Below are 22,650 nucleotides of genomic sequence, written 5' to 3' on the forward strand. Positions count from 1 at the left end.
ACAATGCCCACGCTCGCCACCCGCCTTGCCGCGATCGACTGGCCCGCGCTCTCCGCGTCGCTCGATGCCGAGGGGTGGGCGGTGGTGCCGGGGCTGCTCGGCGCTGCCGAATGCGACGGGCTCGCGGCGCGTTACGATGCGGCCGAGGGGTTTCGCAGCCATGTCCATATGGCGCGGCACGGGTTCGGGCGCGGCGAATATCGCTATTTTTCCTATCCGCTGCCCGAACCGGTCGCGGGGCTGCGCGCGGCGCTTTATGCGCGGCTGGCGCCGATCGCCAACCGCTGGCACGAACGGATGGGGATGGGGGTGCGCTTTCCCGAAGCCCATGCCGATTTCCTGGCGCGCTGCCACGCGGCGGGGCAGGCGCGGCCGACGCCGTTGCTGCTGGATTATGGCCCGGGCGATTATAATTGCCTGCACCAGGACCTCTATGGCGAGCATGTGTTTCCGTTGCAGATCGCGGTGCTGCTGTCGGCCCCGGGGACCGATTTTGCGGGGGGCGAGTTCATCCTGACCGAGCAGCGCCCGCGCATGCAGTCGCGCGCCGCCGTCGTGCCGCTGGCCAAGGGCGATGCGGTGATCTTCGCGGTCAATGCGCGGCCGGTGCGCGGGAGCCGGGGCGATTACCGGGTGGCGATGCGGCACGGGGTGAGCGCGCTGCGATCGGGGCGGCGGCGGGTGTTGGGGATCATCTTGCACGACGCGGGGTGACGCACGCGAAGCCCGCTTGCCAAACTGCTGGTCTGCCCGCATAAAATCATCTCGTCAGGCTTGCTGGCGGGCCGCATTGCGGGGGAAAGTCGATCGATCCGGATACGCCCCCCGAGGACGACCTGCCCGGTCCCGCCGATGCGCTGGTCGCGAGCCTCTATGCCGAACTGAAGACGATCGCGCGGCGCGAGCATTATCGCGCCGGCGGGCCGCAGACACTGCAGACGACGGCGCTGATCAACGAGGCCTATGTCAAATTGCGCCGCGCCGACGGGTGGGAAAGCCAGTCGCATTTCCTCGCCTGCGCGGCGACCGCGATGCGGCACATCTTGATCGACGCGGCGCGGGCGCGGCTGGCGTCGAAGCGCGGGGCGCCGACCTACAGCTTCACCCAGAGCCTCGATTCGCTGGCGGCGGCGGTGCCCGAGGACGAGCAGGTGCTGAAACTGGGCGAGGCGCTCGAGGCGCTGAAGCGGCAGGACGCCAATCTGGCGCAGGTCGTCGATTGCCGCTTCTTTGCCGGGATGGACGAGCGCGAGACCGCCGATGTGCTGGGGGTCACCGACCGCACGGTGCGGCGCTGGTGGGTGCAGGCGCGGGCATGGATTCACCAGGAGATGGCGGCGGTCTGAGGGCTTTTCCGATCGGGAGGTGTCCGGGCCGACGGGCTTTGCCGGGGCGTCGTCTCAACCGTCGGCGCTGGCTGGCTCCGGGGTTCCGCTTGCTGCCTGGCCGCAGTTGTGACGGGGTTTTGCATCCGCTGACGGCGCTCCCCCTCACCAAGCTTCGCTAGCTCCTGAAGGAGCAAGCTGCGCTATCCTCTCCCTCAAGGGGAGAGGAGGCTGTGACCGCTCCCCACCCCAAAGCTGCCATTCGCCTCCCCATGGGGACGAAACGGCGTTGGGCGCTATCCCGCCGCAGCGATCCGGGCGCGGAGGGTGGCGGCGGATTTGAGATAGGCTTCGCCGCCGGGTCCGGCTTGGCGGAACAGCGCCTCGGCGGCGTCGATTTCCTTGCGCGCTTCGGCGATCCGGCCCTGTTTCAGGCGCAGGACGGCGCGGGCGCGGCCCAGCACGGCGGTCGGCACGCCGGGGGGCACGGCGTCGAATAACGGCTGCAACTGGGTGATCAGCGCCTGCGCGCCCTCGATATCGCCGGTTTCGGCGCGCGCCTCGGCGAGCGAGGCGCCGATGATGATCGTCGGCATCGCCTTGGGCGAAAGATTTTCGGCGGCCATCGGATAGGCTTCTTCGAGCGCCTTGCGCGCGTCGGCATATTTGCCGAGCGGGACCTGGGCGCGGCTGAGTTGCACAAGGTCGACCGCGAGCCCCGCCGATTCGCCGAGCGTGGCCCGGCGCTGCGCGACGATGCCGCGGAGCAGGGGTTCTGCCTCGGCGGGTTTGCCGAGCCGGATCAGGCGCAGCGCCTTCAACTGCCGGATATTGAGGTCGGATGGGCTGTTTCTTTCGTCCGACCGCGCGATCAGCGCATCGGCCCGCGCGAAGATCGGCGGCATCGCGTCGAGCTGGCTGGTCTCGATCATATAGACGAGGATATTGTTGTAGATGGCGATGACGTCGCGGTGGTTTTCCTTCCACACCACCTCGGCATCGGGGAGGGTCGAGATGAGCAGATCGATCGCCTCCTGCGTCTTGCCGGTCCGGCGCAGATATTGCGCTTGCGCCTGTTTCAGCTCGACGATTTCCAGCCGGTAGCGGACCGGATCGGGGCTGAACACGCGTTCGGCATAGGCGAGCAGCTTCGGCATTTCGTCGGTGTTTCCGATCACGGCGGCGGCGGCCGCCTTTTTGACCATCAGATCGGCGGTCGCGGCGGGGCTGTCGCTGCCGACGCCGCGCTCGAGCGCGCGGCTGACGAGGGCGTAGGAGCCGGCGTTGTCTTCCAGATTGACGTAGAGGTTGAACAAAGTGCCGACGAGCACCGCCGATTCCGCGCTATGGTCGAGCGAATTGGCGAGTTTGTCGGCGGTGTGGTCGAGCATCTGCTTGACGGTCGCGGTCTGGCCTTCGTCGGTGGCGGCGGTGTCGCGCAGCATGACGGTGAGCAGGCGGTTGATCGCCTCCGACCTTTTCGCCTCCGCCAGTGCCGCGTCGCGTTCGATCGCGGTCGCGCGCGCCTGCCAGGCGATGCCGCCGGCGCCGACGAGCAGCGCCGCGAGGACGGCGGCGGTCGCGGCGACGCCCCAGCGATAGCGGCGCAGGAAGCGGCCGAGCATATAGCGGGTCGACCCGTCGCGGGCGTGGACGGGGAGGAACTGCTGGTGGCGCGCGACGTCCTCGGACAGCGCCGAGACGCTGAGGTAGCGTTCGGCGGGGTTGCGCCGCATCGCCTTCATCACGATCGCGTCGAGATCGCCGCCGATCTTGCCCGCAGGGACCGGCGCGTTGCCCGATGCGGCGGCGCGGCTGGGCAGCGCGGCGTCCTCATAGAGCACGCGGCGGATCATTGCGGGGACCGACGCCTTGTCGCTGCGCCAGGGGCTTTGGCCGCTGACGAGCTCATAGAGGACGACGCCGAGCGCATAGACGTCGGTCGCCACCGTCGCTTCGTCGCCGTCGAGTTGTTCGGGGGCGGCATAATCGGGGGTGAGCATCGCCTGCGTCGTCGCGGGCAAGGCGGCGCTGTCGTCGAGCAATTTGCCGATGCCGAAATCGACGAGGCGCGGCTTGCCCGCCGGGTCGATCAGGATGTTTGAGGGCTTGATGTCGCGGTGGACGACGAGGTTGGCGTGGGCGAAGGCGACCGCATCGCACGTCTCGCGGAACAGCCGCAGCCTTGTGTCGAGGTCGGCGGCGTGGCTGCGGCACCAGGCGTCGATCGGCTGCCCGTCGACATAGTCCATGACGATATAGGGGCGGCCGTCGGGCGCGACCCCGGCGTCGATCAGCCGCGCGATCCCCGGATGGTCGAGCCGCGCGAGCAGGCGGCGCTCGCGCGCGAAGCTTTCGGCGCGCTCGGCGGCGTCGACGCGGAGCAGCTTGAGCGCGACCTTCTGGTCGAAATCGGCGTCGGCACGGCGCGCGAGATAGACCTCGCCCAGCCCGCCGCGCCCGATCAGCCGGTCGATCGTGAAGCCGCCGATATCCTGACCGGCGGCGAGCGAGGTGTAAGCGGCGGGCGCGGCTTCGGTTCCGAGCGGCGGGGGCGTCCCGTCGAGGATGCCCTCGCCGCGCGACGCGGTGAGCAGCCCGCGCACCGCCGTGATGATTTCGGGCGGGTGCGCCGACCGGGTCAGCCGCTGGGTCTGGGTGTCGGGGGGCAGGTCGACCAGTTCATCGAACAAAGCCTGGATCGCCTGCCAATCGTCCCGGTCGAGTCCCGCCATATGATGTCCCCCTTGCCATCGGTGTAAGCGAAGCAAAGGTCAGGTCAATCGCTGGAATCGGGGCGTTATTCGGCCTCGGTGCTGAGCCCCAAGGCGGGGATGCCGATCGAGCGGCGGCCGCCGAAGTCCGAGCGGACGACGACCGCGCCATGCTTTTCCATATAGTCGACGAGGCGGCGGATGCGCCCCGGCGAGCGCGTGCCGTAAGCGCGGCCGAGCGCGTCGTCGTCGGGGCAGACCTCGCCCTCCATCGCGGCGCGGCCGATCTGGACGAAGGGCGCGAGCATGTCGTCGGGCAGGCGCGATGCGGCGTCGAGCAGGTCGGCCCAGCGCGGGTCGGCGGGGTCGAAGATGCCGCCCTTCGCCAGCGCGAAGCGGCGGCGGAACTGCGCGAGGTCGAGCGGCACGCGCGCGAGCCGCGCCATGCGGCAGCGCACCGAGAAATCCTGGTAAAGGAATGCCTCGGGATGGAAGGCGCCGTCGGGGTCGGCGAGCATGTCGTGCAGCGCGGCGACGATGCCGGCCTCGATATCCTCGGCGGCGGCGGCCGCCGCAGCCTCGGCCGCTTCGATCTCTTCGGGGCTGAGCGTGGGGTCGGGTTCGGCTTCGGCGATCGCGAGGTCGTCGTCGTGCGCCGCGAATTGCCGCATCAGGTCGTGCGCGGGGACGGGTTTCGGCGGCGGTGGCGGAGGCGGCGGCATCGTCTCCAGCTCGGCGAAGAGCATCGTGCGCATGTCGTGCGGTTCGGCGTCGGGCAGCGGCAGCAGGCTGTGGGTGCCGGCGCGGGTCGCGGTCTGCGTCGCGCCGATGCGGATCGACACCGGGCGGCGCGCAATCGCGGGGCCGAGCCCGAGGAAATGGCCGCGATCGAGGTCGCGGATCGCCTCGGCCTGGCGGCGTTCCATGCCGAGCAGGTCGGCGGCGCGCGCCATGTCGATGTCGAGGAAGGTGCGCCCCATCAGGAAATTGCTCGCCTCGGCCGCGACATTCTTCGCAAGCTTGGCAAGGCGTTGGGTCGCGATCGCGCCGGCGAGCCCGCGCTTGCGGCCGCGACACATGAGGTTGGTCATCGCCGACAGGCTGGCGCGGCGGACGGTGTCGGAGACGTCGCCCGACGCGCTGGGGGCGAACATCTGCGCCTCGTCGACGACGACGAGCGCGGGAAACCAATGCTCGCGCGGGGCGTCGAAGAGGGCGTTCAAAAAGGCGGCGGCGCAGCTCATCTGCGCCTCGATGTCGAGGGTGTCGAGCGCGACGATCACCGAGGCGCGATGTTCGCGGATGCGCGCGCCCATCGCCGCGATCTCGCGCTCGCTATAGTCGCCGGCGTTGATCACGACATGGTTGTAACGGTCGGCGAGGGTGACGAAATCGCCCTCGGGATCGATCACCACCTGCTGGACGAGGCCGGCGCTCTCCTCGAGGATGCGGCGCAGCAGGTGCGACTTGCCCGACCCCGAATTGCCCTGCACGAGCAGCCGCGTCGCGAGCAGTTCCTGCACGTCGATGCGGACCGCATTTAGCGCGGCGTCGGTTCCGATGGTGATGCTGCTGTCCACGATGGTTTGCCACTAACGGGGCGGGGGCGGGGTGGCAATGGCGGGGCGGGGTCTTGTGCGTCAGGCGGGCGCGAGGCTGTGGTCTTTCGTCGCCTCGAACGGCGCGAGGAAATGGGCGTAGTCGGGCATGGCGGCGACTTGCAGCGCGACCTGTGCGCGGGCGCGTTGCAGCATCTTGTGGCGATCGGCGTCGGGCAGGGTGCTGGCGACGGGGTGGTTTCCGCCGGGGGTCAGGCCCTGTCCGGTCAGCACCGCATACCAGCTGAGATCGCCAAAAAAACTGCCGCGCGGCGGCAGGGTCTCGCCGCGCGTGCGAAACAGGTCGAGCCGGTCGGCGAGGCTGTCAGGGAGCGGCATCGCCTTGCAATAGCGCCAGAATTCGCTGTCCTCGCGCTCGGTGCAGGTATAATGGGCGACGATGAAGTCGCGGCAATCCTCGTACACGCCCGCGACCTCGCCGTTGAAGCGGTCCGCCAGCCGGGGGTCGCAGTCGCGGCCGGGAAACAGCCCGAGCAGATGCTGGATCGACGCCTGAATCAGAAAGATGCCGGTCGATTCCAGCGGCTCCAGAAAGCCGCCCGCCAGCCCGATCGCGACGCAATTGCCGATCCAGCTCCGCCGCCGCCGGCCGGTGACGAAGCGCAGCGTGCGCGGTTCGGCGAGCGCCGGCGCGTCGAGCCGCGCGAGCAGCGCGTCGGCGGCGGCCTGTTCGCTGAGGAAGGCGCTGGAGAAGACATAGCCGTTGCCGGTGCGATGCTGCAGCGGGATGCGCCATTGCCATCCGGACTCGCGGGCGGTCGAGCGCGTGAACAGGCTGGGCGTCTCGTGCCGCGCCGACGGCACCGCGACGGCGCGATCGGCGGGAAGCCAGCGGCTCCAGTCGTCATAGCCCGCCCCGAGCGTGCGTTCGATCAGCAGGCCGCCGAACCCCGAGCAGTCGATGAACAGGTCGGCGGCGATCCGCGACCCGTCGGCGAGGATGACGGCGGCGATGAAGCCGGTATCGGGATGGCGCTCGACATCGACGACCTGACCCTCGACCCGCGACACGCCGCGCTCCTCGGCGATCCGGCGCAGGAAAGCGGCATAGAGGCCGGCGTCGAAATGATAGGCATAAGCGAGCGCCTTGTCCCGCCCGCCCGCCTTTGGCGCGAATTTGCCGGCGCGGCCCGCCATGATCTGGACATTATAGGCGTCGAAGGCTTCGTCGGCGTGGAGCAGGTGATGAAATCCGCGCGGCGCATAGTCGCCGCCGTCGATATTGAAGCCGCCGAAGGGATGGACATAATCGGCGCCGGGGCGGAGCCAGTCGATGAAATGGATGCCCAGCTTGATCGTCGCCTTGGTCGCGCGGAGAAAGTCCTCCTCGGCGATCCCGACGCCCTTGTGAAACCGATGGATCGGCGGGACGGTCGCTTCGCCGACGCCGACGGTGCCGATCGCCTCTGATTCCACCAGCCGGATCGTGCAGTTTTCGGCCGACAGATGCGCGGCGAGCGCGGTGGCGGTCATCCAGCCCGCAGTGCCGCCCCCGATGATCGCCACATTTCGTATCAAAGCGTCTCCGCGACCCGACAACGGCCCCTCCCATCCCCGAAAAATGGCGAACATAATGCGCTTTCGCGCTTGGGCCAGCGAATTGTCCGGGACATTATCGCGACGGATATGAGCGGCTTGACCCACGGCCCTTTTCCGCGCAACGATGGTTTGCCTATACATGGGGGACCAGCATGACGACCAATTCCAAACCGACCGCATCGCGCAAGCCGTGGCAGAAGCCCGAGCTGCGCGCGGTATCGCCCGCCCAGCGCACCCGGGGCGGTGCTGTTCCGAATGACCAGGATGATATCTGGTATTCGGTGTCCTGAGGCGCAGAAAGCGGATCCAGTTGAGCGAATAACCATATAGGTTATTTTTCTTGACATCGTCACGCTGATCTGGCACATAAGTGGCGTTTATGTAGTTTACAAACCCACACGACTGCGGTAGAGAATGCTCATCAACGGAGCGTTTCACCATGTCGGTTCTTTCTTCCCCTTACTTCCACGACGAAGCCAAGGCTTTCGAGCATCTTGAGAGCATTGTCTGGGCGGACGGAGTTGTGTGCCCGCACTGTGGTGTCGTTGATGGCCGCGTCTATGACCTGTCGGGCGTTCGCGGCAAGCCGACCCTGAAAAGCCCCGAGGGCGCGGTGCGCTACGGCCTCAAGAAGTGTGGCGAGTGCCGCAAGCAGTTCACCGTCAAGGTTGGCACCGTGTTCGAGCATGCCCGCATGCCGCTCCACAAGATGCTACAGGCCGTCCACCTGATCGCGTCGAGCAAGAAGGGCATTTCGGCCCACCAGCTCGGTCGTATCCTTGAGGTCCAGTACAAGACCGCTTGGTTCCTCGCCCACCGTATCCGCGAAGCGATGCGCTCGGGCGATCTGGCTACTCCGTTCGGTTCGGGCGGCGGCGCCGTGGAGGTCGATGAGACCTATTTCGGCGTCAAGGCCGACAAGCGCGGCGCGAAGGCGGGCACGGCTCACAAGTTCGGCGTGCTGGCGCTCGTTGACCGCGACAGCGGCACCATGCGTTCGTTCACGTTCGACAAGTTCCGCGCCGATGAGGTCCACCCCATCGTCCTGAATAACATCGCCCGCGAAGCCCGTTTGATGACGGACGAAGCGAAGATGTACAAGAAGATCGGTCGCGAGTTTGCCGAGCATGGCACGACCCTGCACGGCGCCCGCCAGTACGTCGATTACAAGGACCGCACCATCCATACCAACACCGTGGAAGGCGCCTTCTCGATCTTCAAGCGCGGCATGAAGGGCGTTTATCAGCACTGTGGCGAGCAGCATCTGCACCGCTATCTGGCTGAGTTCGAGTTCCGCTATAACACCCGTCAGGCCAACGGCATTGATGACCGGGCGCGGGCAGCCCACGCCGTGCGCGGCATCGTCGGCAAGCGCCTCACCTACGGGCGCCCTCACATCAGCGAAGCGTGATTGCTGCAAAGTAGCGGGTAGAGTTAGCGGGGCGCCAAAGCAAAAACAGAGTAGAGCGCAAAGTTAAAGATGCGCGGGGTTGACGCCACCCCCGAATCGGCTCATAACGACTATCGGCCCGATACCCCCTTAGGGGAATCGAGCCGATTTTGGCCGTTGATGTAGTTTTTGCGGACGTCATCGTCGGCCCGTCAGATAGGATTTTATTATGCCGGATCATCTCGATTCCGTCAAGGGCTATGCGCGCTTGATGGAAAAATGGAAGTCTGAGGCCGAAGCTAAAGGCGAAGATAAGACCGCTGCGGGATTTGGAATCCGTCTTGAGGGCTTTCGCGCGGTCATCGACGAGCTTGAGCATCTTCGCCGTATCACCAAGCCGATCCCCGCGTCCTATGGCGACCTGAGCGATCTACCAGCCGAGTTGATCAAGGAACTAACCGGCATCAAGGTCGATGATCTTGAGCAGCAAATTTTCACCATCATCAAATCTGGCGGCGATGAGGTCGATCTGGATGCGGTTCTCATCGAACTGTTCCGGCGCTTTCAAGTCGTCCAGTCGCGTAAGTTCCTCCAGAACAAGCTTTGGCGCATGGCGCAAAAAGAGATCATCTATTCGGTGCCAGGTCGGAAAGGTATTTATACCGCGACCAAGCCAGCGGAGGATGATGACGATTTTTCCAAACTCATCGGAACGGCACCGAAGCCGTCTGGACCGCCGTTTGACGACGATCTGGATGACGACGTACCCTTCTGATGTGCGAACGCCCCGTCATCACTGACGGGGCGCTCAGAGCATGGGCCTAGCATAGTGCGGGGTGTCGGCTACCCACCTGTCGCCCCGAGGGTGCAAGTCCCTCTAGGTCCACCGTCTCTCTTGCCGCTATATAGCGGTGACGGAGGCGTATCGCAACGACGTTAAGGAACCGCTTATGGCCGACGACGATAAGAGCCAACTCGACAAGTTCAAGGAAGCCGCACGCGATCTTGGCACCGACGACGACCCCAAACGCTTTGACGAGCGCCTAGGGAAGCTGGTGAAGCATAGGCCGGTCAAGGAAGGGGGCGCCCCAAAAGCGAAACCCCCGGAGGGCCGTTAAGCTGTCCGGGGGCTCTATCAGTCCGAAGCCGTTTGAGTCAGTGACAACTTCGGTTCACCAGTCGGTTGTAGGCGTATGACGCTTAAACATCAAGACCCCCTTAATGGGGAGGGCATTGATGCGATTTATAACACCGTCTCTCACGAACGCATGGCGACGTATCTCGTTGCAAGCGGGCAGGACCGACAGCGGGCCGCGCGCCTGTATCTCTGGAACGCGAAGATGGGAGAGGCATTCCACGTCGTCATTCAGGGCGTGGAGGTCGCCTTGCGCAATGCGGTAAACCGAGCATTGGTAGCGGAGTTCGGCGTCGATTGGTGGACGAACCAACGGTTCCTAGATCTAATCGACCACGACCGACAGGGAGATTTGGACCTTGTGCGGCGGCGCCTGCGAAACCGTAATTTGCCTGAGATTAACGGCCAAATTGTCGCTGGGTTGTCGTTTGGCTTCTGGGTTGGGATGTTGCAGCGGTACAACGTAGAAATATGGAGCAAACACTTGCGAGTGGTGTTTCCGAACTTACCGGAGGCGCGGTCACGCAAATCGCTGGCGGCTTCGATCAGCCATATTGCGTTTCTGCGGAATAGAATTTCGCATCATGAACCGCTGCTAAAGCGCAACCATTCAAACGATTACAAGGTCGTCACGGAAACACTGGAGTGGATTTGTCCATCTAAAAGCGGGTGGCTACGCCCACATTGCCGTGTGCCGGAACTGATGCGCCAGAAGCCATGAGTCTGGGTATAAAATAGGACGCCCGCCCCCTTTCCTAAAAAACATCGCGCGTTCACCGTCACCGTATGAGTCGCGAACCAGATTGGAGAGAGCGCGGTAAGGCCGTGGAGTACTGGCTGCTTACCGCCTTTGTTGCCGGATCATTCGTTGCGGGGCTGGTTTCCGCCGTTCGCTATGTCATCGGCTGGTAGCTGGGTTTGTAAACTACATAAACGCCACATAAGTCTCATCATGCAGAATTGCGAGTCGGGCCGGGGCCTCTTCCGATGGGAAGGGCTTTCCGGCCCTTTTGCTTTGGAGGCGGGCGATATGGGCGAGGTGGAGCGGGGCGAGTTCGAGCGGGATGCGGGTGACGATGAGGGCGAGGAGATTACCCCCTATAGCGCGGGGCCGGCGCAGCGGCGGAAGGCGAAGCCGCTTCGCTGGACCAAGGCGCGGCGCACGGCTTTCCTGACCGAACTGGCGCATAGCTGTAACGTCCGGCGCGCGCAGAAGGCTTCGGGGATCAGCATGCGCGGCGCCTATGCCCTGCGCTATCGCGATCCCGAATTCGCGAGCCAATGGCAGCAGGCGCTGGAACTGGGCTATGCGCGGCTGGAAATGGCGCTGGCGCGGCGGGCGCTGGAGGTGCTGGGCGAACTGCAACTCGACGAGCGCGAGGAGCCGCTCGAGAAGATGACGGTCGAGCAGGCGATCGTGGTGATGAACCAGCATCGGCGCAGCGTGCAGCAGGGAAGCGCGCACCAGCGGCGGCTGCCGCGCGTCGCGACACAGGAAGAAACCGACGCGGTGCTGCTGAAGAAGATCGCGATGATCAAGCGCCAGCGGGCGCTGCGCGGCGTGACCGTCGACGGCGGCGAGCTGGTCGCCAAACCCGCGCCGCGCGACGGCGATGCCCTCGATGGCGCATCGAACGGTGGCGCGTGACGCTGGAATCGACGCCGGCGGCGCGGCAGGCGCGGTCGGACGGCATTTTTGCCGACATGGGGGAAATGACGCCGAGCGAATGGCGCCGCCTGATGCGCGCGCTGAGCAAGGGGCAGAAGGCCGAACTGATCGCGCGCTGGTACGGTGCGGAGAATAAGGGGCAACGCACCCCGCCGGGGGACTGGCGCATCTGGCTGATCCAGGCGGGGCGCGGCTTTGGCAAGACGCGCGCGGGCGCCGAATGGGTGAGCCAGATCGCGCGCGACAGGCCGGGGGCGCGGATCGCGCTGGTCGCGGCCACGATCGCCGACGGGCAGCGCGTGATGATCGACGGGCCGAGCGGGCTGATCGCGGTCGCCCGCGACCATGAGGATGTGCGCTGGGTCGGGGGGCGGCACGAGCTGCTGTTCGGCAGCGGCGCGGTGGCGACGCTCTATTCGGCCGAGGCGGGCGAGGAGCTTCGCGGGCCCGAGCATCATGCGGCCTGGTGCGACGAGCTGGCGAAATGGCGGCGCGGGGTGGTCGCGTGGGACAATCTGATGCTGGGCATGCGGCTGGGCGAACGGCCGCGCGTGCTGGTGACGACGACGCCGCAGACCAATGCGGTGATGCGGCGGGTGAAGGCGGCGCCGGGTCTGGAGGAGACTTTCGGGCGGACGGGCGAGAATCCGCATCTGCCCGAAAGCTTCGTCGAGGCGATGCTGGCGAGTTATGGCGGGACGCGGCTGGGGCGGCAGGAGCTGGACGGCGAGATGCTCGACGATGTCGAGGGCGCGCTGTGGAGCCATGCGCTGGTCGAGGCGTGCCGGGTCGAGGCGGATGCGGTCGGCAAGCCGGTGCGGGTGGTGATCGGGGTCGATCCGCCGGCGACGTCGGAGGGCGATGCGTGCGGGATCGTCGTCGCGGCGCTGCTGCGCGATGGCCGGCTGGCGGTGCTGGAGGATGCAAGCGTCGAAAAGGCGTCGCCTGCGGCATGGGCGCAGGCGGTCGCGGCGGCGGCGGCGCGCTGGGGCGCCGACCGGGTGGTGGCCGAAAGCAATATGGGCGGCGAGATGGTGACGGGCACGCTGCGCCAGGCCGATTGCACGCTGCCGGTGGTGGCGGTGCACGCGAGCGTCGGCAAGGCGCGGCGCGCCGAGCCGGTGGCGCTCGCCTATGAACGCGGGCAGGTGGTTCATGCGGGGGTGTTCGGCGCGCTGGAGGACCAGCTTTGCGGGTTCCAGGTCGGCGGCGGCTATGCGGGGCCGGGGCGGTCGCCCGATCGGGCGGATGCGTGTGTATGGGCGCTGGCGGAGTTGCTGCGCGGGGTGGGCGCGGCGGGGCCGGGGGTGCGGGTGGTCTAGTTCACGCGGAGACGTGGAGAAGAAAAGAAGAGAAAGAGATTTTTCGCGCAGAGGGCGCAGAAAGGGAATTGGCGGCTTTGCCGCCTTGTTTTTCTCCGCGTCTCCGCGTCTCCGCGTGAACCCGTTTCTCTGCGGCCTCGGCGCCTCTGCGCGCATTTTCGGGTGGCGGTGCAAACCGCCTGTGCCCCTCCACCATGCTTCGCATGGTCCCCCTCCCCGTGCCGGGGAGGATCTTGTGGGAGAATCTTATGAACTGGTTTGGCCGCAAGGCCGCGTCGACGGCGACGCGGCCCGCTTTGTCGCGGGTTTATGGGACGTGGTCGGCGCCCGCGCCGCTGTCGTTCGAGGCGCAGGTGCGCGAGGGGTATCTGGCGAATCCGATCGTGCGGCGCAGTGTGCAGCTGGTCGCCGAAGCGGTCGGCGGGGCGCCGCTGGAGGCGAGCGATCCGGCGCTGGCCGCGCTGGTGGCGGGGACGTCGGGCGGGCAGGGGTTGCTCGAGACGCTGGCGGCGCAGTTGCTGCTGCACGGCAATGCTTATGTGCAGATCCTCGCCGACGGGGCGGGGGCGCCGGCGGAGCTGTTTGCCCTCAGACCCGAGCGGGTGACGGTCGAGGCCGATGCGCGCGGCTGGCCGGTCGCCTATCGCTACAAGGCCGGGGGCAGCGCGGCGGTGCTGGCGGCGGAGGATGGTGCGGGGCGCACGGCGGTCGTGCATCTGAAGGCGCCGCATCCGCTCGACGATCATTATGGCGCGGGATGCCTGGGCGCGGCGGCGGCGGGGATCGCGGCGCATAATGCGGCGACGGCGTGGAACCGGAGCTTGCTGGAAAATGCGGCGCGGCCGTCGGGGGCGCTGGTCCATGATCCGGGGGAGAAGGGCGTGCCGCTGTCGGCGGAGCAGGTCGATCGGCTGCGCGAGGAACTGGCCGAGGGCTTTGCGGGCGGGGCGAATGCGGGGCGGCCGTTGCTGCTGGAAGGCGGATTGCGCTGGCAGGCGCTGTCGCTGTCGCCCGCCGATATGGATTTCCTGGAATTGAAGCATAGCGCGGCGCGCGAGATCGCGATGGCCTTTGGTGTGCCGCCGATGCTGCTCGGGCTGCCCGGGGACGCGACCTATGCCAATTACAAGGAGGCGAACCGGGCGTTGTGGCGGCTGACGGTGTTGCCGCTGGCGGGGAAGATATTGGGCGGCATAGCGCAGGGGCTGCGCGGCTGGTTTCCCGATGCGGCGCTGCGCGTCGATCTGAACAAGGTGCCGGCGCTGACCGAGGAGCGGATGATGCTGTGGCACGAGGTGTCGGCGGCGGACTGGCTGACGGCGGAGGAGAAGAAGGCGCTGCTGGGGGTGGGGTAGATCAGCCGGCGCCGCAGGCCATTCTTTATCTCACACAAAGGCACGAAGGCACAAAGACCTTCGCCTTTTCCGTTCGCCCTGAGCTTGTCGAAGGGCCGTCCTTTGTCCGCACCGCTGAAAGAAAGAACGGTCCTTCGACAAGCTCAGGACGAACGGGGGTTGAGACGTCTTTGTGCCTTCGTGCCCTTTTTTGAAATTTTTCGAGGAAATCGCGATGGATGAGGAAGAGGCGCTGGCGCGGCTGGTTGCGCTGGCGGGGACGGGTGCGTCTGCGGATGCCGCAGTGCTGCGCGCGCTGATCGAGGAGGCGAGCGAGCTGGGGGCGCGGCGGGCGCTGGCGCGGCTCGGGCTCTCGGACGAGGCGGCGCGCGGCGACATGAGCGATTTGCGCCAGCTGCTCGGCGCGTGGCGCGATGCGAAGACGAGCGCGTGGAAGGCGGCGGTCGACTGGGCGGTGCGCGGGGTGCTGGCGCTGCTCGTGGTTGGATTGGCGGTGAAGCTGGGTCTGCCGGGGTTGCTGCGGTGAGGGCGGTTGCTGACATGCCCTCCCCCAACCCCTCCCGCGAGCGGGAGGGGGACATAAGGTTGGCCGGTTATGCGTCGGTGTTCGATCGCGTGGATCGCGGGGGCGATGTCGTGCGGGCGGGGGCCTTTGCGGCGAGCCTGGCGCGCGGTGGCGCGGTGCCGTTGCTGTGGCAGCATCGGCCCGGCGCAGTGATCGGGACGATCGAGAGGCTGGCCGAGGACAGGCGCGGGCTGCGGGTGGTGGCGCGGGTGACGCATCCGACGGCGGCGGCGCTGGTCGCGCGCGGGGCGCTGACGGGCTTGTCCTTTGGTTATCGGGTGACGGCGGCGCGGGGGAGCAATCCGCGCGAGCTGCTGGGGCTCGACCTCGCCGAAGTGAGTTTGGTGGCGGCGCCGATGCAGGCGCTGGCGCGGGTGATTGCGGTGGATCAGGCCACCAGATCATGCGAAGACACGCCCGGAAATCTTTTTGGGGGAGTGACTTAGATGCGTTCGTTGTTTGCGATTTCGGTGGCGATTCTGGCGGCGTCGACTGCGCCTGCGGCGCAGGCGGCGCCGATGACCTATGGCTGCGATACGGCCGCCGGGCGATTGTCGGCGATCGAGGTCGAGGTCCCGAGCGCGGGTTTCGTGGTGAGCGGCACGATCACGCCGAATGAGTTTCGCAAGGATCCGCGATGGGGTCCGACCGTCTATGTCCGGGTCGATTCCGCGGACGACCAGAATGGGGCGCAGGTGCGCTATTCGGGCGACCCCAAATCGAAAGACGGCATCATCACGCTGTCGGGCATGGCGGCGGGCGCCGAGCGGAAGGGCGACCCGCAACTGGCGATGATCGGCAAACCCTTCGACTTCACGATCCAGGTCGTGAGCGCGTCCGAGGTGCTGGTGATGGCGGGCGGGCAAAAGGCGAAGCTGCCGGCCGCGGTGGGCGCCAACGCCAAGTTGACCATCGGATGTTCGACGGGCGATTTCGTCTTTTCCAATCTGGAATGGAAAAACACGCCCTGACGACCGGGGAAGATCGAAGAGTGCCGATGGGCCGTCCGTTTGGGCGGCCCTTTTTTGTTCAAGCGAGGAGTGACGGGCATGGAGTTGGAGATGGACGTGAAGGCCGATGCGCTCGAGGGCGCGTTCGATGCGGTGCTGGCGGCGGAGGCGGTCGATGATTTGCGGGCGTCGGTCGCGGCGCTGAAGGCGCAGGTCGATGCGCAGGCGGTGGCGAGCGTGCGGTTGCCGCTCGACGGGGCGAAGGCGGCCGACCCGGCGCGCGATGCCTTTGTCGAGCGCTATTTGCGGCGCGGCATCGATGCGGGCGTCGAGATGAAGAGCCTGTCGGGGGCGTCGGGCGCCGAGGGCGGTTATGCGGTGCCGCGCGAGATCGACGGGACGATCGCGGCGACGCTGAAGTCGCTGTCGCCGATCCGGTCGATCGCGACGGTCGTGCAGACGGGGACGAGCGGTTATCGCAAGCTGGTCGCGACCGGCGCGACGGGCGCGGGCTGGGTCGGCGAGACGGCGGCGCGGCCCGAGACGGGGACGCGCAGCTTTGCCGAAATCGCGCCGCCGTCGGGCGAGCTCTACGCCAATCCGGCGGCGAGCCAGGCGATGCTCGACGATGCGATGTTCGATGTCGAAAGCTGGCTGGCCGACGAGATCGCGCGCGAGTTCGTGGTCGCCGAAGGCGCGGCGTTCGTGAGCGGCAACGGCACGAACCGGCCCAAGGGCTTCCTCGACTATGCGACGACGAACGAGGTCGATGGCGCGCGCGCGTTCGGGACGCTGCAATATCTGGCGTCGGGCGCGGCGGGGGCTTTCGCGGCGTCGAACCCGCAGGACAAGCTCGTCGAGCTGGTCCATTCGCTGCGCGCACCGTACCGGCAGGGCGCGGCGTGGGTGATGAACAGCGACACGCTGGCGCGGATCCGCAAGTTCAAGACTGCGGACGGCGCTTTCCTGTGGCAGCCGGGGCTGGTCGAGGGGCAGGCGGCGACCCTGCTCGGCTATCCGGTGGTCGAGGCCGAGGATATGCCGGCGGTGGCGGCGAACAGCCTGTCGATCGCCTTCGGCAATTTCCGCGCCGGTTACCTGATCGCCGATCGCGGCGAGACGCGCATTTTGCGCGACCCGTTCAGCAACAAGCCGTTCGTGCATTTCTACGCCACCAAGCGGGTGGGCGGTGCGATCATCAATTCGGAAGCGATCAAGCTGATGAAATTCGCCGCCAGCTGATCGGCTAGCGTGCGATGGGGCGCCCGGCCCCGGTCCTTTCCCTTTCGGTAGGGGCCGGGCGCTTATTTTTTGCCGGATGCTTCGCGTCTGGCCTGTTCGGCTCTCGCTTCGGCTATCTGCCGGTCGATATCATCGCCGCCGCCGGTGAATTTGTCGTCGGTGATCCGGCTGCTTGCATGAATCTGGCGGGCGGTGGTGAAATGCGCAATCTTGCTTTCGAGATTGCCCTGTGCCCCGTCGATCATGGCGAGCGCCATATGGGCGATCATCAGCGGCACGTCCTGCGCCGGGTAGAGGCGCGGCGACGCCTGCGCGATCACATGTTCGGCAGCCGCGACTGCAGTCCGGCTTTCGGGGCCTGCGACCGTCTGGCCGGCGGGCGGTAGCTGCATCCAGGCGTCCATCGCGGCGACCAGCGGCGCGTTGGCACGGTAGGTTTCGAGCACGGGCCAGCAGCTTTGGATCGCTTGTAGCACGCCCAGCGCCGTGGTGCCCTCGCAGCCCGAAAGATTGGCGCGCCGATCGGGCGCGATATCGATCCCTTGCGGCCCGTGCGCGACGATGTTGCGGATTTCGGCGTCGACCGGATCGGGCGGTGGCAGCGCATCGACGTCGATCTGCGCCAAGGCGGGCGACGACAGCAGGGCGAGCGGGGCAAGCAGTAGTCGGAGGCGTGATTTCATGATGATGCATGCCTCCGGTGGTGGCGCGCCTTTGTCAAGCCGGTCGGTGGTCGGCGGGATTCGCGACGCGCATAAGGAGAGTTTTCATGCCGACGATATTCTTTGCCGACCTGGTGCGCGAGACGAGCGCCGGGACGGGTAGCGGTGCGCTCGTGCTGGGCGGTGCGGTGGCGGGGCATCGGCGGTTTGCCGATGTCGTGCCCGAGGGCGCGAATTTCCATTACAGCATCGCCGGGGTGCGGCATGCGGGCGAGTGGGAGGTCGGCACCGGCTCGATCGATGGCGAGGGGCGCCTGTCGCGCGATGTCGTCGCGGCGTCTTCGAACGGCGGGACGCACGTCGGTTTTTCGGCGGGGGTCAAGACGGTCGCGCTGACGGTGGGGGCCGCATGGTATGCGGGACAGGAAGCGGCGGACGCCGAGCTGGCCGAACAGGCGGCCGGGCTGCTGGCCGCGGAGGCGGAGATCGCGGCGCAGGCGGCCGCCATTGCGGCGGCGCAGGCCGGCATCGCTTCGCAGGCTGCGGGGCTGACGGCGGTCGCGGCGACGGTCGCGGCGCATGGCACGGCGATTGGCGGGAATGCGGCGGCGATCGGCGCGGCGCAAAGCGCGATTGCCGCGCATGATACGGCCATCGCCGGCAAGCAGCCGATCTCGACCGGGCATGGCGCGGCGACGTCGGTGGAGGCGAGCGACAGCTTTACCGTGCGGCGTGCGAGCGGCTGGGTGAATGTGCCCGCGAGCGCGCTGGTGCATCAGCGGAGCGGCGGCGGTTTTGTCTGCGCGGGTCCGCTGGGCGTGGGCGAGGAGGCGCCGGGGCAAAGGCTGGTGGTCAAGGCGAGTTCGGCGGCCGACGGCAGCGCGCCGGTGGTGGTCGAGATCGCCGATACGCAGGCAGGGACGGCGGGCTGGACGGCGAATGCGGCCTTTGCCGCGCTCAATTTCCGCAGCGCCGACGGGTCGGTGAGCGGGGCGGGAGTGCGCGCGCAGATCGCGGCGACGATGCCCGCGACGCATGGCGGGCAGACCGATTTGAAATTCAGCGTGTCGAATGCGGCGCTGCTCGACAAGTCGGCGGTACTCGACACGGCGGGGCGCTTTCGTCCGGGCGCCGACAATGTGCAGACGCTGGGGATGAGCGGGTTCCGCTGGTCGACGGTCTATGCCGCGACGGGGACGATCAACACGTCGGACGCGCGCGAGAAATCCTGGCAAGGGCCGGCCCATGCGGCCGAGCTGCGCGCGGCGCGGCGGATATTGGCCGAACTCGGGTTTTTCCAGTGGCATGATGCGATCGCGGCGAAGGGCGCCGATGGGGCGCGGCGGCATTTCGGGGTGCGGGCGCAGACGGTGTGGGCGATCATGGCCGACGAGGGGCTGGTCGATCCGATCGATGGCGACGGGCGGCCGGGACACACGCCCTATGCCTTTTTATGTTTCGACCGCTGGGAGGATGCGGCGGGGGCTTCGCACGACCGGTTCGGGGTGCGCGGCGACCAGCTGGCGCTGTTTTTGGTGGCCGGGCTGGCGGCGGAGTTGGCGGCATGACCGGCGCGCGGGCGCTGGGCGCGGCGGCGGTCGGCGACGCCGGTTTGCGCGACCTGGCGAGCGAATATCCGGGTCCGCCGCCGAATGCGGCGCGCGGCGACGGGCGTGGGCGGGACGCGGGATCGCAGGCGGGCGAGCGCCTGATCCGGTCGCCGCGCGATCGACGGGAGGAGCGAGCAAGATGAGCCTGGTGATCAAGGATCCGGGGGCGCGGGTCGATTATGCGTTCGATTGGGGCGACGCCTATCCCGACGATCAGCTGATCGTCGAGGCGAGCTGGGCGGTCGAGCCCGAAGTGCCGGGCGGCGTGGCGGTGACCGGCGCGAGCCACGACCTGTTGCGCTGCGCGGCGACGCTGGACGGCGGCGAAGCGGGGGGTGTCTATCGCGTCACCAACCGGGTGATTTTGAGCGACGGGCAGATCGACGAACGGTCGTTGACCGTGCGGGTGGAGGAACGCTGATGATTGTCGGAATCGACAAGGGCGCGGCGCCGGTGGGGATCGCGGAGGCGAAGGCGTGGTTGCGGCTGGGCGGGAGCCAGGACGATGCGGTGGTTGCGGGACTGATCCGCAGCGCGGTCGACCTGTGCGAGGCCTTTACCGGGCAGATGCTGATCGTGCGGACGGTGACCGAAGAGATGCCGCTGGGCGCCGGTTGGATCGGGCTGGTCAGAAGGCCGGTGGTGGCGGTCGAGGCGGTGACGGGGCTGGCCGGCGACGAAGAGACCGGGCTGGACGCCGAGGCCTGGCGGGTCGAGATCGACCGCGATGGCGCGGCGCGGCTGCGCGTCGACGATCCCGGCGCGGCGACACAGCTGCGGATCGCCTATCGCGCCGGAATGGCGGCGGAGGCGAATGCGGTGCCCGAGGCGATCCGCCAGGGGCTGGCGCGGATGATCCAGCATCTGCACGGCGCGCGCGACGACGCGCCGGAGGTGCCGGCGATCATCGCGGCGCTGTGGCAGCCGTGGCGCCGCGTCGGGCTGGGCGCCGGGGCGCGGCGATGAGCGCCGAGCGGGCGGTCCGCGCGCGGGCGCTGGCCATGCTGGCGGACGATGTCGTGCTGGCCGGGCTGGTGCATGGCGTGTTCGACGGTGTGCCGGCGCGGGCGAGTCCGCCCTATGTCAGCGTCGTGCTGGCCGAGGGGAGCGATTGGGGGACCAAGGATGCGCCGGGGCGCGAGGTGCGGGTGACGCTGGCGCTGGTCGGGGTCGGCGACGCGGCGGCGGACAAGGCGGCGGCGCAGATCGAGGCTTTGGTGCCCGGGCTGCGCGGCGCGGCGGGCGCGTGGCGCATTGTCGGCGCGCGGGTGGTGCGGACGCGGTTCGGCTTTGCGAAGGACGGCGGGTGGCGGCACGAGATCGTCGTGCGGTGCCGGTGTTTGGTGGGGTGATCTACAAGAGCCCCTCCTCTTCAGGGGAGGGGTTGGGGTGGGGTTTCGCGAGGTAGCGCAAGGCCGATGGACCCCACCCGCTGCGACTAACGAACAAGTTCGTAAGTCTCGCTGCCAGTGCCGGGTGAAACTGCCCCCGGCAGTTTCAGGTCGGTCCGGGGGACCGACCGACCCGGCACTCCTGAAGGGGAGGGTGTCATCACCGTTTTTGCTGCACTTTATGCTGCGGCTATGCTGCAGCGATCAATCGCCGCCGGGCAGGGTGTTGGTCGAGCTGTAATCCTTGAACTTGTCGGTGAAGTTCGCGTGATAATCCTCGATCTGCATGTCGGCGTCTTCGGCGGCGTTGGCCTCGCTGTCGCCGGCGGCGCGGCCGAAGGCGATGACCGCGGCGCGGAAGGCGTCGCGCTGTTCGTTGCAGGTCGACTTCAGCGCCATTTCATATTCGGCGTCGCCCATCTTGGCCTCGAGCGACTTCTTCATGTCGTCGCGCAGGCATTTGGTGAAGGCGGCGCGCGTGGTGTCGACATTGGCGGTCGATGCGGGCGCCATGACGGCCAGAAGTATCGATGTAATCAGCATCCTGCGACTCCCCGTTTGCGGATGTTCTTATGCGGCAAGGAGAATAGACGATGGCAATCGAAAATGGGAGCGCCTTTTTGCTCAAGATCGGCGACGGCGAGACGCCGCCCGCCTACACGACAGTCGCGGGTTTGCGCACCACCCAGCTGTCGGTGAACGGCGAGGCGGTGAACGTCACGACCAAGGACAGCGGCGGCTGGCGCGAACTGCTGTCGGGCGCCGGGGTGCGGTCGGTGTCGGTGAGCGCGGCGGGGATTTTCACCGGATCCGGCGCCGAGGTGCGGCTGCGCGGCCATGCGCTGTCGGGGGCGATCGACGATTATGAGCTGCGTTTCGAAAGCGGCGAAAAAATGGTCGGGCGCTTCCTGGTGACGCGGCTCGACTATGCCGGCGATTATAATGGCGAGCGCCAATATACGCTGAACCTCGAGAGCAGCGGGCCGGTGGTGAGCCTGTGAGCGCGGCCAACCCAAGCGGGGCGAATATGTTGCGCGGCGAGGCCGAACTGCGGGTCGGCGATGCGGTATATGTGCTGCGCCCGAGCTTTGCAGCATTGGTCGCCGCCGAGGACGAACTGGGGCCGCTGTTCGCGCTGGTCGAGCGCGCGGCCGACGGGCGGCTGGGGCTGGGCGAGCTGACGGCGCTGTTCTGGCATTGCCTGCGCGACCGGCCCGAGGCGCTGACGCGCCAGGCGGTCGGCGAGGCGGTGGTGGCAGAGGGGCTGGCGGCGGTGACGCCGGCGCTGCGGGTGCTGCTCGGGCAGATCTTGTCGGGGCGGTGAGCGACGCATTCGGGCCGGGCGCGCTGCGGCTGGTCGGCGTGATGGCGCGGCTGGCGGGGTGGCCGCCCGATCGATTTTGGCAGTCCACGCCAGCCGATGTCGCGGCGGTGCTGGCGGGCTGGACCCGCGAGGACGGCGCGGACGAGATGGGCCGCGAGGCGCTGGCTGCGATGATGGAGGTTTTTCCCGATGGCGGATGAAATCGACGAGCTGCTGGTGACGGTGCGCGCCGACACGAGCCTGTTCCGCCGCGACGTGGCGGCGATGCGCGCCGAGCTGGAGGGGCCGCTGGCGAGCGGCGCCGACGCCGCCGGGCGGCGGATCGAGGCGGCGCTGACGCGCGCGATCATCACCGGCAAGCTGGGGTTCGAGGATCTGAAGCGGATCGCGCTGGCGGTGATGGCCGACATCGCGCGCGCGGCGATATCGAACGGGATCGCGGCGGCGCTGGGCGGCGGCGGGCAGTCGGGGGGCGGCGGCGGCGGATTGCTGCAGCTGGCGGCGACGATCGCGGGCGCCTTTGCAGGCGCGCCGGGGCGGGCGACCGGCGGACCGGTGAGCGCCGGCCGCGCGTACCGCGTCGGCGAGCGCGGGCCCGAGATGTTCGTGCCGACCGCGAGCGGGCGGATCGAGGCGGCTGGGGCCGTGCGGAACATTGCGATCACGGTCAATGTGCGCGGGGATGCGGCGAGCGAGCCGGGGCGGCTGGCGCAGACCGGGCGGCAACTGGCGCGCGCGGTGCGGCGCGCGGTCGCCGAAGACTAGGTGATCCTAGCATTGGATTTTCCACCGTAGCCCTGAGCCTGTCGAAGGGCGCTTCTCGGATAGGCGCCCTTCG

At 67.7% G+C, this 22,650-nt stretch carries 28 protein-coding genes; 23 read left to right on the forward strand and 5 right to left on the reverse strand.

The annotated features are described in order from the left end of the window. The first annotated feature begins 3 nt into the window (after window positions 1-3). A complete protein-coding gene (locus tag ACREB7_RS03640) occupies window positions 4-714 on the forward strand; it encodes a 2OG-Fe(II) oxygenase (protein WP_431590955.1) in 711 nt (236 codons plus the stop codon). 143 nt (window positions 715-857) lie between these two features. After that, a complete protein-coding gene (locus ACREB7_RS03645) occupies window positions 858-1,346 on the forward strand; it encodes an ECF-type sigma factor (protein WP_431590956.1) in 489 nt (162 codons plus the stop codon). Window positions 1,347-1,621: 275 nt separating this feature from the next. Here ACREB7_RS03645 and ACREB7_RS03650 read toward each other — a convergent pair whose 3' ends face one another. From ACREB7_RS03650 to ACREB7_RS03660, 3 genes are all read right to left on the reverse strand, one after another. Further along, on the reverse strand, window positions 1,622-4,060 hold the full coding sequence (locus ACREB7_RS03650) for a serine/threonine-protein kinase (protein WP_431590930.1): 2,439 nt from the start codon (window positions 4,058-4,060) through the stop codon (window positions 1,622-1,624). A gap of 65 nt (window positions 4,061-4,125) precedes the next feature. Then, a complete protein-coding gene (locus tag ACREB7_RS03655; protein WP_431590931.1) occupies window positions 4,126-5,619 on the reverse strand; it encodes a helicase HerA domain-containing protein in 1,494 nt (497 codons plus the stop codon). A 60-nt stretch (window positions 5,620-5,679) separates the two neighbouring features. After that, window positions 5,680-7,164, reverse strand: coding sequence for a tryptophan halogenase family protein (locus ACREB7_RS03660; RefSeq protein ID WP_431590932.1), 1,485 nt, complete (start codon window positions 7,162-7,164; stop codon window positions 5,680-5,682). Window positions 7,165-7,349: 185 nt separating this feature from the next. Between ACREB7_RS03660 and ACREB7_RS03665 the strand changes: the two genes are divergently transcribed. From ACREB7_RS03665 to ACREB7_RS03720, 12 genes are all read left to right on the forward strand, one after another. Then, the gene (locus ACREB7_RS03665; protein WP_431590933.1) at window positions 7,350-7,487 is read left to right on the forward strand and encodes a hypothetical protein; all 138 of its coding nucleotides are present in this window, start codon (window positions 7,350-7,352) and stop codon (window positions 7,485-7,487) included. Between the two features lie 149 nt (window positions 7,488-7,636). Beyond that, window positions 7,637-8,608 (forward strand): IS1595 family transposase, encoded by a 972-nt coding sequence (locus ACREB7_RS03670; RefSeq protein WP_431590934.1) that lies wholly within the window; start codon window positions 7,637-7,639, stop codon window positions 8,606-8,608. Between the two features lie 208 nt (window positions 8,609-8,816). Further along, on the forward strand, window positions 8,817-9,362 hold the full coding sequence (locus ACREB7_RS03675) for a hypothetical protein (protein WP_431590935.1): 546 nt from the start codon (window positions 8,817-8,819) through the stop codon (window positions 9,360-9,362). Between the two features lie 175 nt (window positions 9,363-9,537). After that, complete coding sequence (locus tag ACREB7_RS03680) at window positions 9,538-9,705, forward strand: hypothetical protein (protein WP_431590936.1); 168 nt, start codon at window positions 9,538-9,540, stop codon at window positions 9,703-9,705. A gap of 75 nt (window positions 9,706-9,780) precedes the next feature. Next, window positions 9,781-10,443, forward strand: a complete 663-nt coding sequence (locus tag ACREB7_RS03685) for a hypothetical protein (protein ID WP_431590937.1) — start codon at window positions 9,781-9,783, stop codon at window positions 10,441-10,443. 309 nt (window positions 10,444-10,752) lie between these two features. Further along, window positions 10,753-11,370 carry a hypothetical protein gene (locus tag ACREB7_RS03690; RefSeq protein WP_431590938.1) on the forward strand — a complete coding sequence of 206 codons (618 nt, stop codon included), beginning with the start codon at window positions 10,753-10,755 and terminating at the stop codon, window positions 11,368-11,370. Window positions 11,371-11,426: 56 nt separating this feature from the next. Continuing rightward, complete coding sequence (locus ACREB7_RS03695; RefSeq protein ID WP_431590957.1) at window positions 11,427-12,713, forward strand: terminase large subunit domain-containing protein; 1,287 nt, start codon at window positions 11,427-11,429, stop codon at window positions 12,711-12,713. 248 nt (window positions 12,714-12,961) lie between these two features. Then, window positions 12,962-14,068 (forward strand): phage portal protein, encoded by a 1,107-nt coding sequence (locus ACREB7_RS03700; protein WP_431590939.1) that lies wholly within the window; start codon window positions 12,962-12,964, stop codon window positions 14,066-14,068. 214 nt (window positions 14,069-14,282) lie between these two features. Then, entirely contained in the window at window positions 14,283-14,594 is a 312-nt protein-coding gene (locus ACREB7_RS03705; protein WP_431590940.1) for a DUF6127 family protein, read from the forward strand. Window positions 14,595-14,608: 14 nt separating this feature from the next. Next, window positions 14,609-15,079: an HK97 family phage prohead protease gene (locus ACREB7_RS03710; protein WP_431590941.1), complete on the forward strand. Its 471-nt coding sequence runs from the start codon at window positions 14,609-14,611 to the stop codon at window positions 15,077-15,079. After that, window positions 15,080-15,604, forward strand: a complete 525-nt coding sequence (locus ACREB7_RS03715) for a hypothetical protein (RefSeq protein ID WP_431590942.1) — start codon at window positions 15,080-15,082, stop codon at window positions 15,602-15,604. It abuts the gene before it with no gap. A 78-nt stretch (window positions 15,605-15,682) separates the two neighbouring features. Then, complete coding sequence (locus ACREB7_RS03720) at window positions 15,683-16,825, forward strand: phage major capsid protein (RefSeq protein WP_431590943.1); 1,143 nt, start codon at window positions 15,683-15,685, stop codon at window positions 16,823-16,825. Window positions 16,826-16,887: 62 nt separating this feature from the next. Here ACREB7_RS03720 and ACREB7_RS03725 read toward each other — a convergent pair whose 3' ends face one another. Continuing rightward, window positions 16,888-17,508: a hypothetical protein gene (locus ACREB7_RS03725; protein ID WP_431590944.1), complete on the reverse strand. Its 621-nt coding sequence runs from the start codon at window positions 17,506-17,508 to the stop codon at window positions 16,888-16,890. Between the two features lie 86 nt (window positions 17,509-17,594). On the opposite strand from ACREB7_RS03725, the gene ACREB7_RS03730 reads away from it, so the two are divergent. Genes ACREB7_RS03730 through gp17 form a run of 5 tightly spaced genes read left to right on the forward strand, consistent with a single transcriptional unit; the run spans window position 17,595 to window position 20,449 of the window. Continuing rightward, window positions 17,595-19,055, forward strand: coding sequence for a tail fiber domain-containing protein (locus ACREB7_RS03730; protein ID WP_431590945.1), 1,461 nt, complete (start codon window positions 17,595-17,597; stop codon window positions 19,053-19,055). Next, the gene (locus ACREB7_RS03735) at window positions 19,052-19,240 is read left to right on the forward strand and encodes a hypothetical protein (RefSeq protein WP_431590946.1); all 189 of its coding nucleotides are present in this window, start codon (window positions 19,052-19,054) and stop codon (window positions 19,238-19,240) included. The genes ACREB7_RS03730 and ACREB7_RS03735 overlap by 4 nt, the downstream gene beginning before the upstream one ends. Then, the gene (locus ACREB7_RS03740; RefSeq protein ID WP_431590947.1) at window positions 19,237-19,518 is read left to right on the forward strand and encodes a hypothetical protein; all 282 of its coding nucleotides are present in this window, start codon (window positions 19,237-19,239) and stop codon (window positions 19,516-19,518) included. The genes ACREB7_RS03735 and ACREB7_RS03740 overlap by 4 nt, the downstream gene beginning before the upstream one ends. Next, window positions 19,518-20,063 (forward strand): head-tail connector protein, encoded by a 546-nt coding sequence (locus tag ACREB7_RS03745; RefSeq protein WP_431590948.1) that lies wholly within the window; start codon window positions 19,518-19,520, stop codon window positions 20,061-20,063. The genes ACREB7_RS03740 and ACREB7_RS03745 overlap by 1 nt, the downstream gene beginning before the upstream one ends. Next, window positions 20,060-20,449, forward strand: a complete 390-nt coding sequence (gene gp17, locus ACREB7_RS03750; protein WP_431590949.1) for a tail completion protein gp17 — start codon at window positions 20,060-20,062, stop codon at window positions 20,447-20,449. Before ACREB7_RS03745 ends, gp17 begins: the two co-directional genes overlap by 4 nt. A gap of 243 nt (window positions 20,450-20,692) precedes the next feature. Here the strand turns inward: gp17 and ACREB7_RS03755 are convergent, their stop codons facing one another. Continuing rightward, entirely contained in the window at window positions 20,693-21,031 is a 339-nt protein-coding gene (locus ACREB7_RS03755) for a hypothetical protein (protein WP_431590950.1), read from the reverse strand. Between the two features lie 50 nt (window positions 21,032-21,081). On the opposite strand from ACREB7_RS03755, the gene ACREB7_RS03760 reads away from it, so the two are divergent. From ACREB7_RS03760 to ACREB7_RS03775, 4 genes are read left to right on the forward strand one after another with little or no spacing between them, the layout of a single operon-like run. Continuing rightward, the gene (locus ACREB7_RS03760) at window positions 21,082-21,489 is read left to right on the forward strand and encodes a phage major tail protein, TP901-1 family (protein ID WP_431590951.1); all 408 of its coding nucleotides are present in this window, start codon (window positions 21,082-21,084) and stop codon (window positions 21,487-21,489) included. A gap of 26 nt (window positions 21,490-21,515) precedes the next feature. Next, on the forward strand, window positions 21,516-21,812 hold the full coding sequence (locus ACREB7_RS03765; protein ID WP_431590952.1) for a gene transfer agent family protein: 297 nt from the start codon (window positions 21,516-21,518) through the stop codon (window positions 21,810-21,812). Next, the gene (locus ACREB7_RS03770; RefSeq protein WP_431590953.1) at window positions 21,809-22,012 is read left to right on the forward strand and encodes a phage tail assembly chaperone; all 204 of its coding nucleotides are present in this window, start codon (window positions 21,809-21,811) and stop codon (window positions 22,010-22,012) included. Before ACREB7_RS03765 ends, ACREB7_RS03770 begins: the two co-directional genes overlap by 4 nt. Continuing rightward, entirely contained in the window at window positions 22,002-22,577 is a 576-nt protein-coding gene (locus tag ACREB7_RS03775; RefSeq protein ID WP_431590954.1) for a tail tape measure protein, read from the forward strand. Before ACREB7_RS03770 ends, ACREB7_RS03775 begins: the two co-directional genes overlap by 11 nt. Window positions 22,578-22,650: the final 73 nt, after the last annotated feature.

This window comes from Sphingopyxis sp. (assembly GCF_050725615.1).
Lineage (GTDB): Bacteria > Pseudomonadota > Alphaproteobacteria > Sphingomonadales > Sphingomonadaceae > Sphingopyxis.

Bases quoted from the DNA above. Each gene is read 5' to 3' on its own strand.
- ACREB7_RS03640 (WP_431590955.1), top strand. From the start codon at position 4: ATGCCCACGCTCGCCACCCGCCTTGCCGCGATCGACTGGCCCGCGCTC.
- ACREB7_RS03650 (WP_431590930.1), bottom strand. From the start codon at position 4,060: ATGGCGGGACTCGACCGGGACGATTGGCAGGCGATCCAGGCTTTGTTC.
- ACREB7_RS03665 (WP_431590933.1), top strand. From the start codon at position 7,350: ATGACGACCAATTCCAAACCGACCGCATCGCGCAAGCCGTGGCAGAAG.
- ACREB7_RS03670 (WP_431590934.1), top strand. From the start codon at position 7,637: ATGTCGGTTCTTTCTTCCCCTTACTTCCACGACGAAGCCAAGGCTTTC.
- ACREB7_RS03675 (WP_431590935.1), top strand. From the start codon at position 8,817: ATGCCGGATCATCTCGATTCCGTCAAGGGCTATGCGCGCTTGATGGAA.
- ACREB7_RS03680 (WP_431590936.1), top strand. From the start codon at position 9,538: ATGGCCGACGACGATAAGAGCCAACTCGACAAGTTCAAGGAAGCCGCA.
- ACREB7_RS03685 (WP_431590937.1), top strand. From the start codon at position 9,781: ATGACGCTTAAACATCAAGACCCCCTTAATGGGGAGGGCATTGATGCG.
- ACREB7_RS03690 (WP_431590938.1), top strand. From the start codon at position 10,753: ATGGGCGAGGTGGAGCGGGGCGAGTTCGAGCGGGATGCGGGTGACGAT.
- ACREB7_RS03695 (WP_431590957.1), top strand. From the start codon at position 11,427: ATGGGGGAAATGACGCCGAGCGAATGGCGCCGCCTGATGCGCGCGCTG.
- ACREB7_RS03700 (WP_431590939.1), top strand. From the start codon at position 12,962: ATGAACTGGTTTGGCCGCAAGGCCGCGTCGACGGCGACGCGGCCCGCT.
- ACREB7_RS03705 (WP_431590940.1), top strand. From the start codon at position 14,283: ATGGATGAGGAAGAGGCGCTGGCGCGGCTGGTTGCGCTGGCGGGGACG.
- ACREB7_RS03710 (WP_431590941.1), top strand. From the start codon at position 14,609: ATGCCCTCCCCCAACCCCTCCCGCGAGCGGGAGGGGGACATAAGGTTG.
- ACREB7_RS03715 (WP_431590942.1), top strand. From the start codon at position 15,080: ATGCGTTCGTTGTTTGCGATTTCGGTGGCGATTCTGGCGGCGTCGACT.
- ACREB7_RS03720 (WP_431590943.1), top strand. From the start codon at position 15,683: ATGGAGTTGGAGATGGACGTGAAGGCCGATGCGCTCGAGGGCGCGTTC.
- ACREB7_RS03725 (WP_431590944.1), bottom strand. From the start codon at position 17,508: ATGAAATCACGCCTCCGACTACTGCTTGCCCCGCTCGCCCTGCTGTCG.
- ACREB7_RS03730 (WP_431590945.1), top strand. From the start codon at position 17,595: ATGCCGACGATATTCTTTGCCGACCTGGTGCGCGAGACGAGCGCCGGG.
- ACREB7_RS03735 (WP_431590946.1), top strand. From the start codon at position 19,052: ATGACCGGCGCGCGGGCGCTGGGCGCGGCGGCGGTCGGCGACGCCGGT.
- ACREB7_RS03740 (WP_431590947.1), top strand. From the start codon at position 19,237: ATGAGCCTGGTGATCAAGGATCCGGGGGCGCGGGTCGATTATGCGTTC.
- ACREB7_RS03745 (WP_431590948.1), top strand. From the start codon at position 19,518: ATGATTGTCGGAATCGACAAGGGCGCGGCGCCGGTGGGGATCGCGGAG.
- gp17 (WP_431590949.1), top strand. From the start codon at position 20,060: ATGAGCGCCGAGCGGGCGGTCCGCGCGCGGGCGCTGGCCATGCTGGCG.
- ACREB7_RS03755 (WP_431590950.1), bottom strand. From the start codon at position 21,031: ATGCTGATTACATCGATACTTCTGGCCGTCATGGCGCCCGCATCGACC.
- ACREB7_RS03760 (WP_431590951.1), top strand. From the start codon at position 21,082: ATGGCAATCGAAAATGGGAGCGCCTTTTTGCTCAAGATCGGCGACGGC.
- ACREB7_RS03765 (WP_431590952.1), top strand. From the start codon at position 21,516: ATGTTGCGCGGCGAGGCCGAACTGCGGGTCGGCGATGCGGTATATGTG.
- ACREB7_RS03775 (WP_431590954.1), top strand. From the start codon at position 22,002: ATGGCGGATGAAATCGACGAGCTGCTGGTGACGGTGCGCGCCGACACG.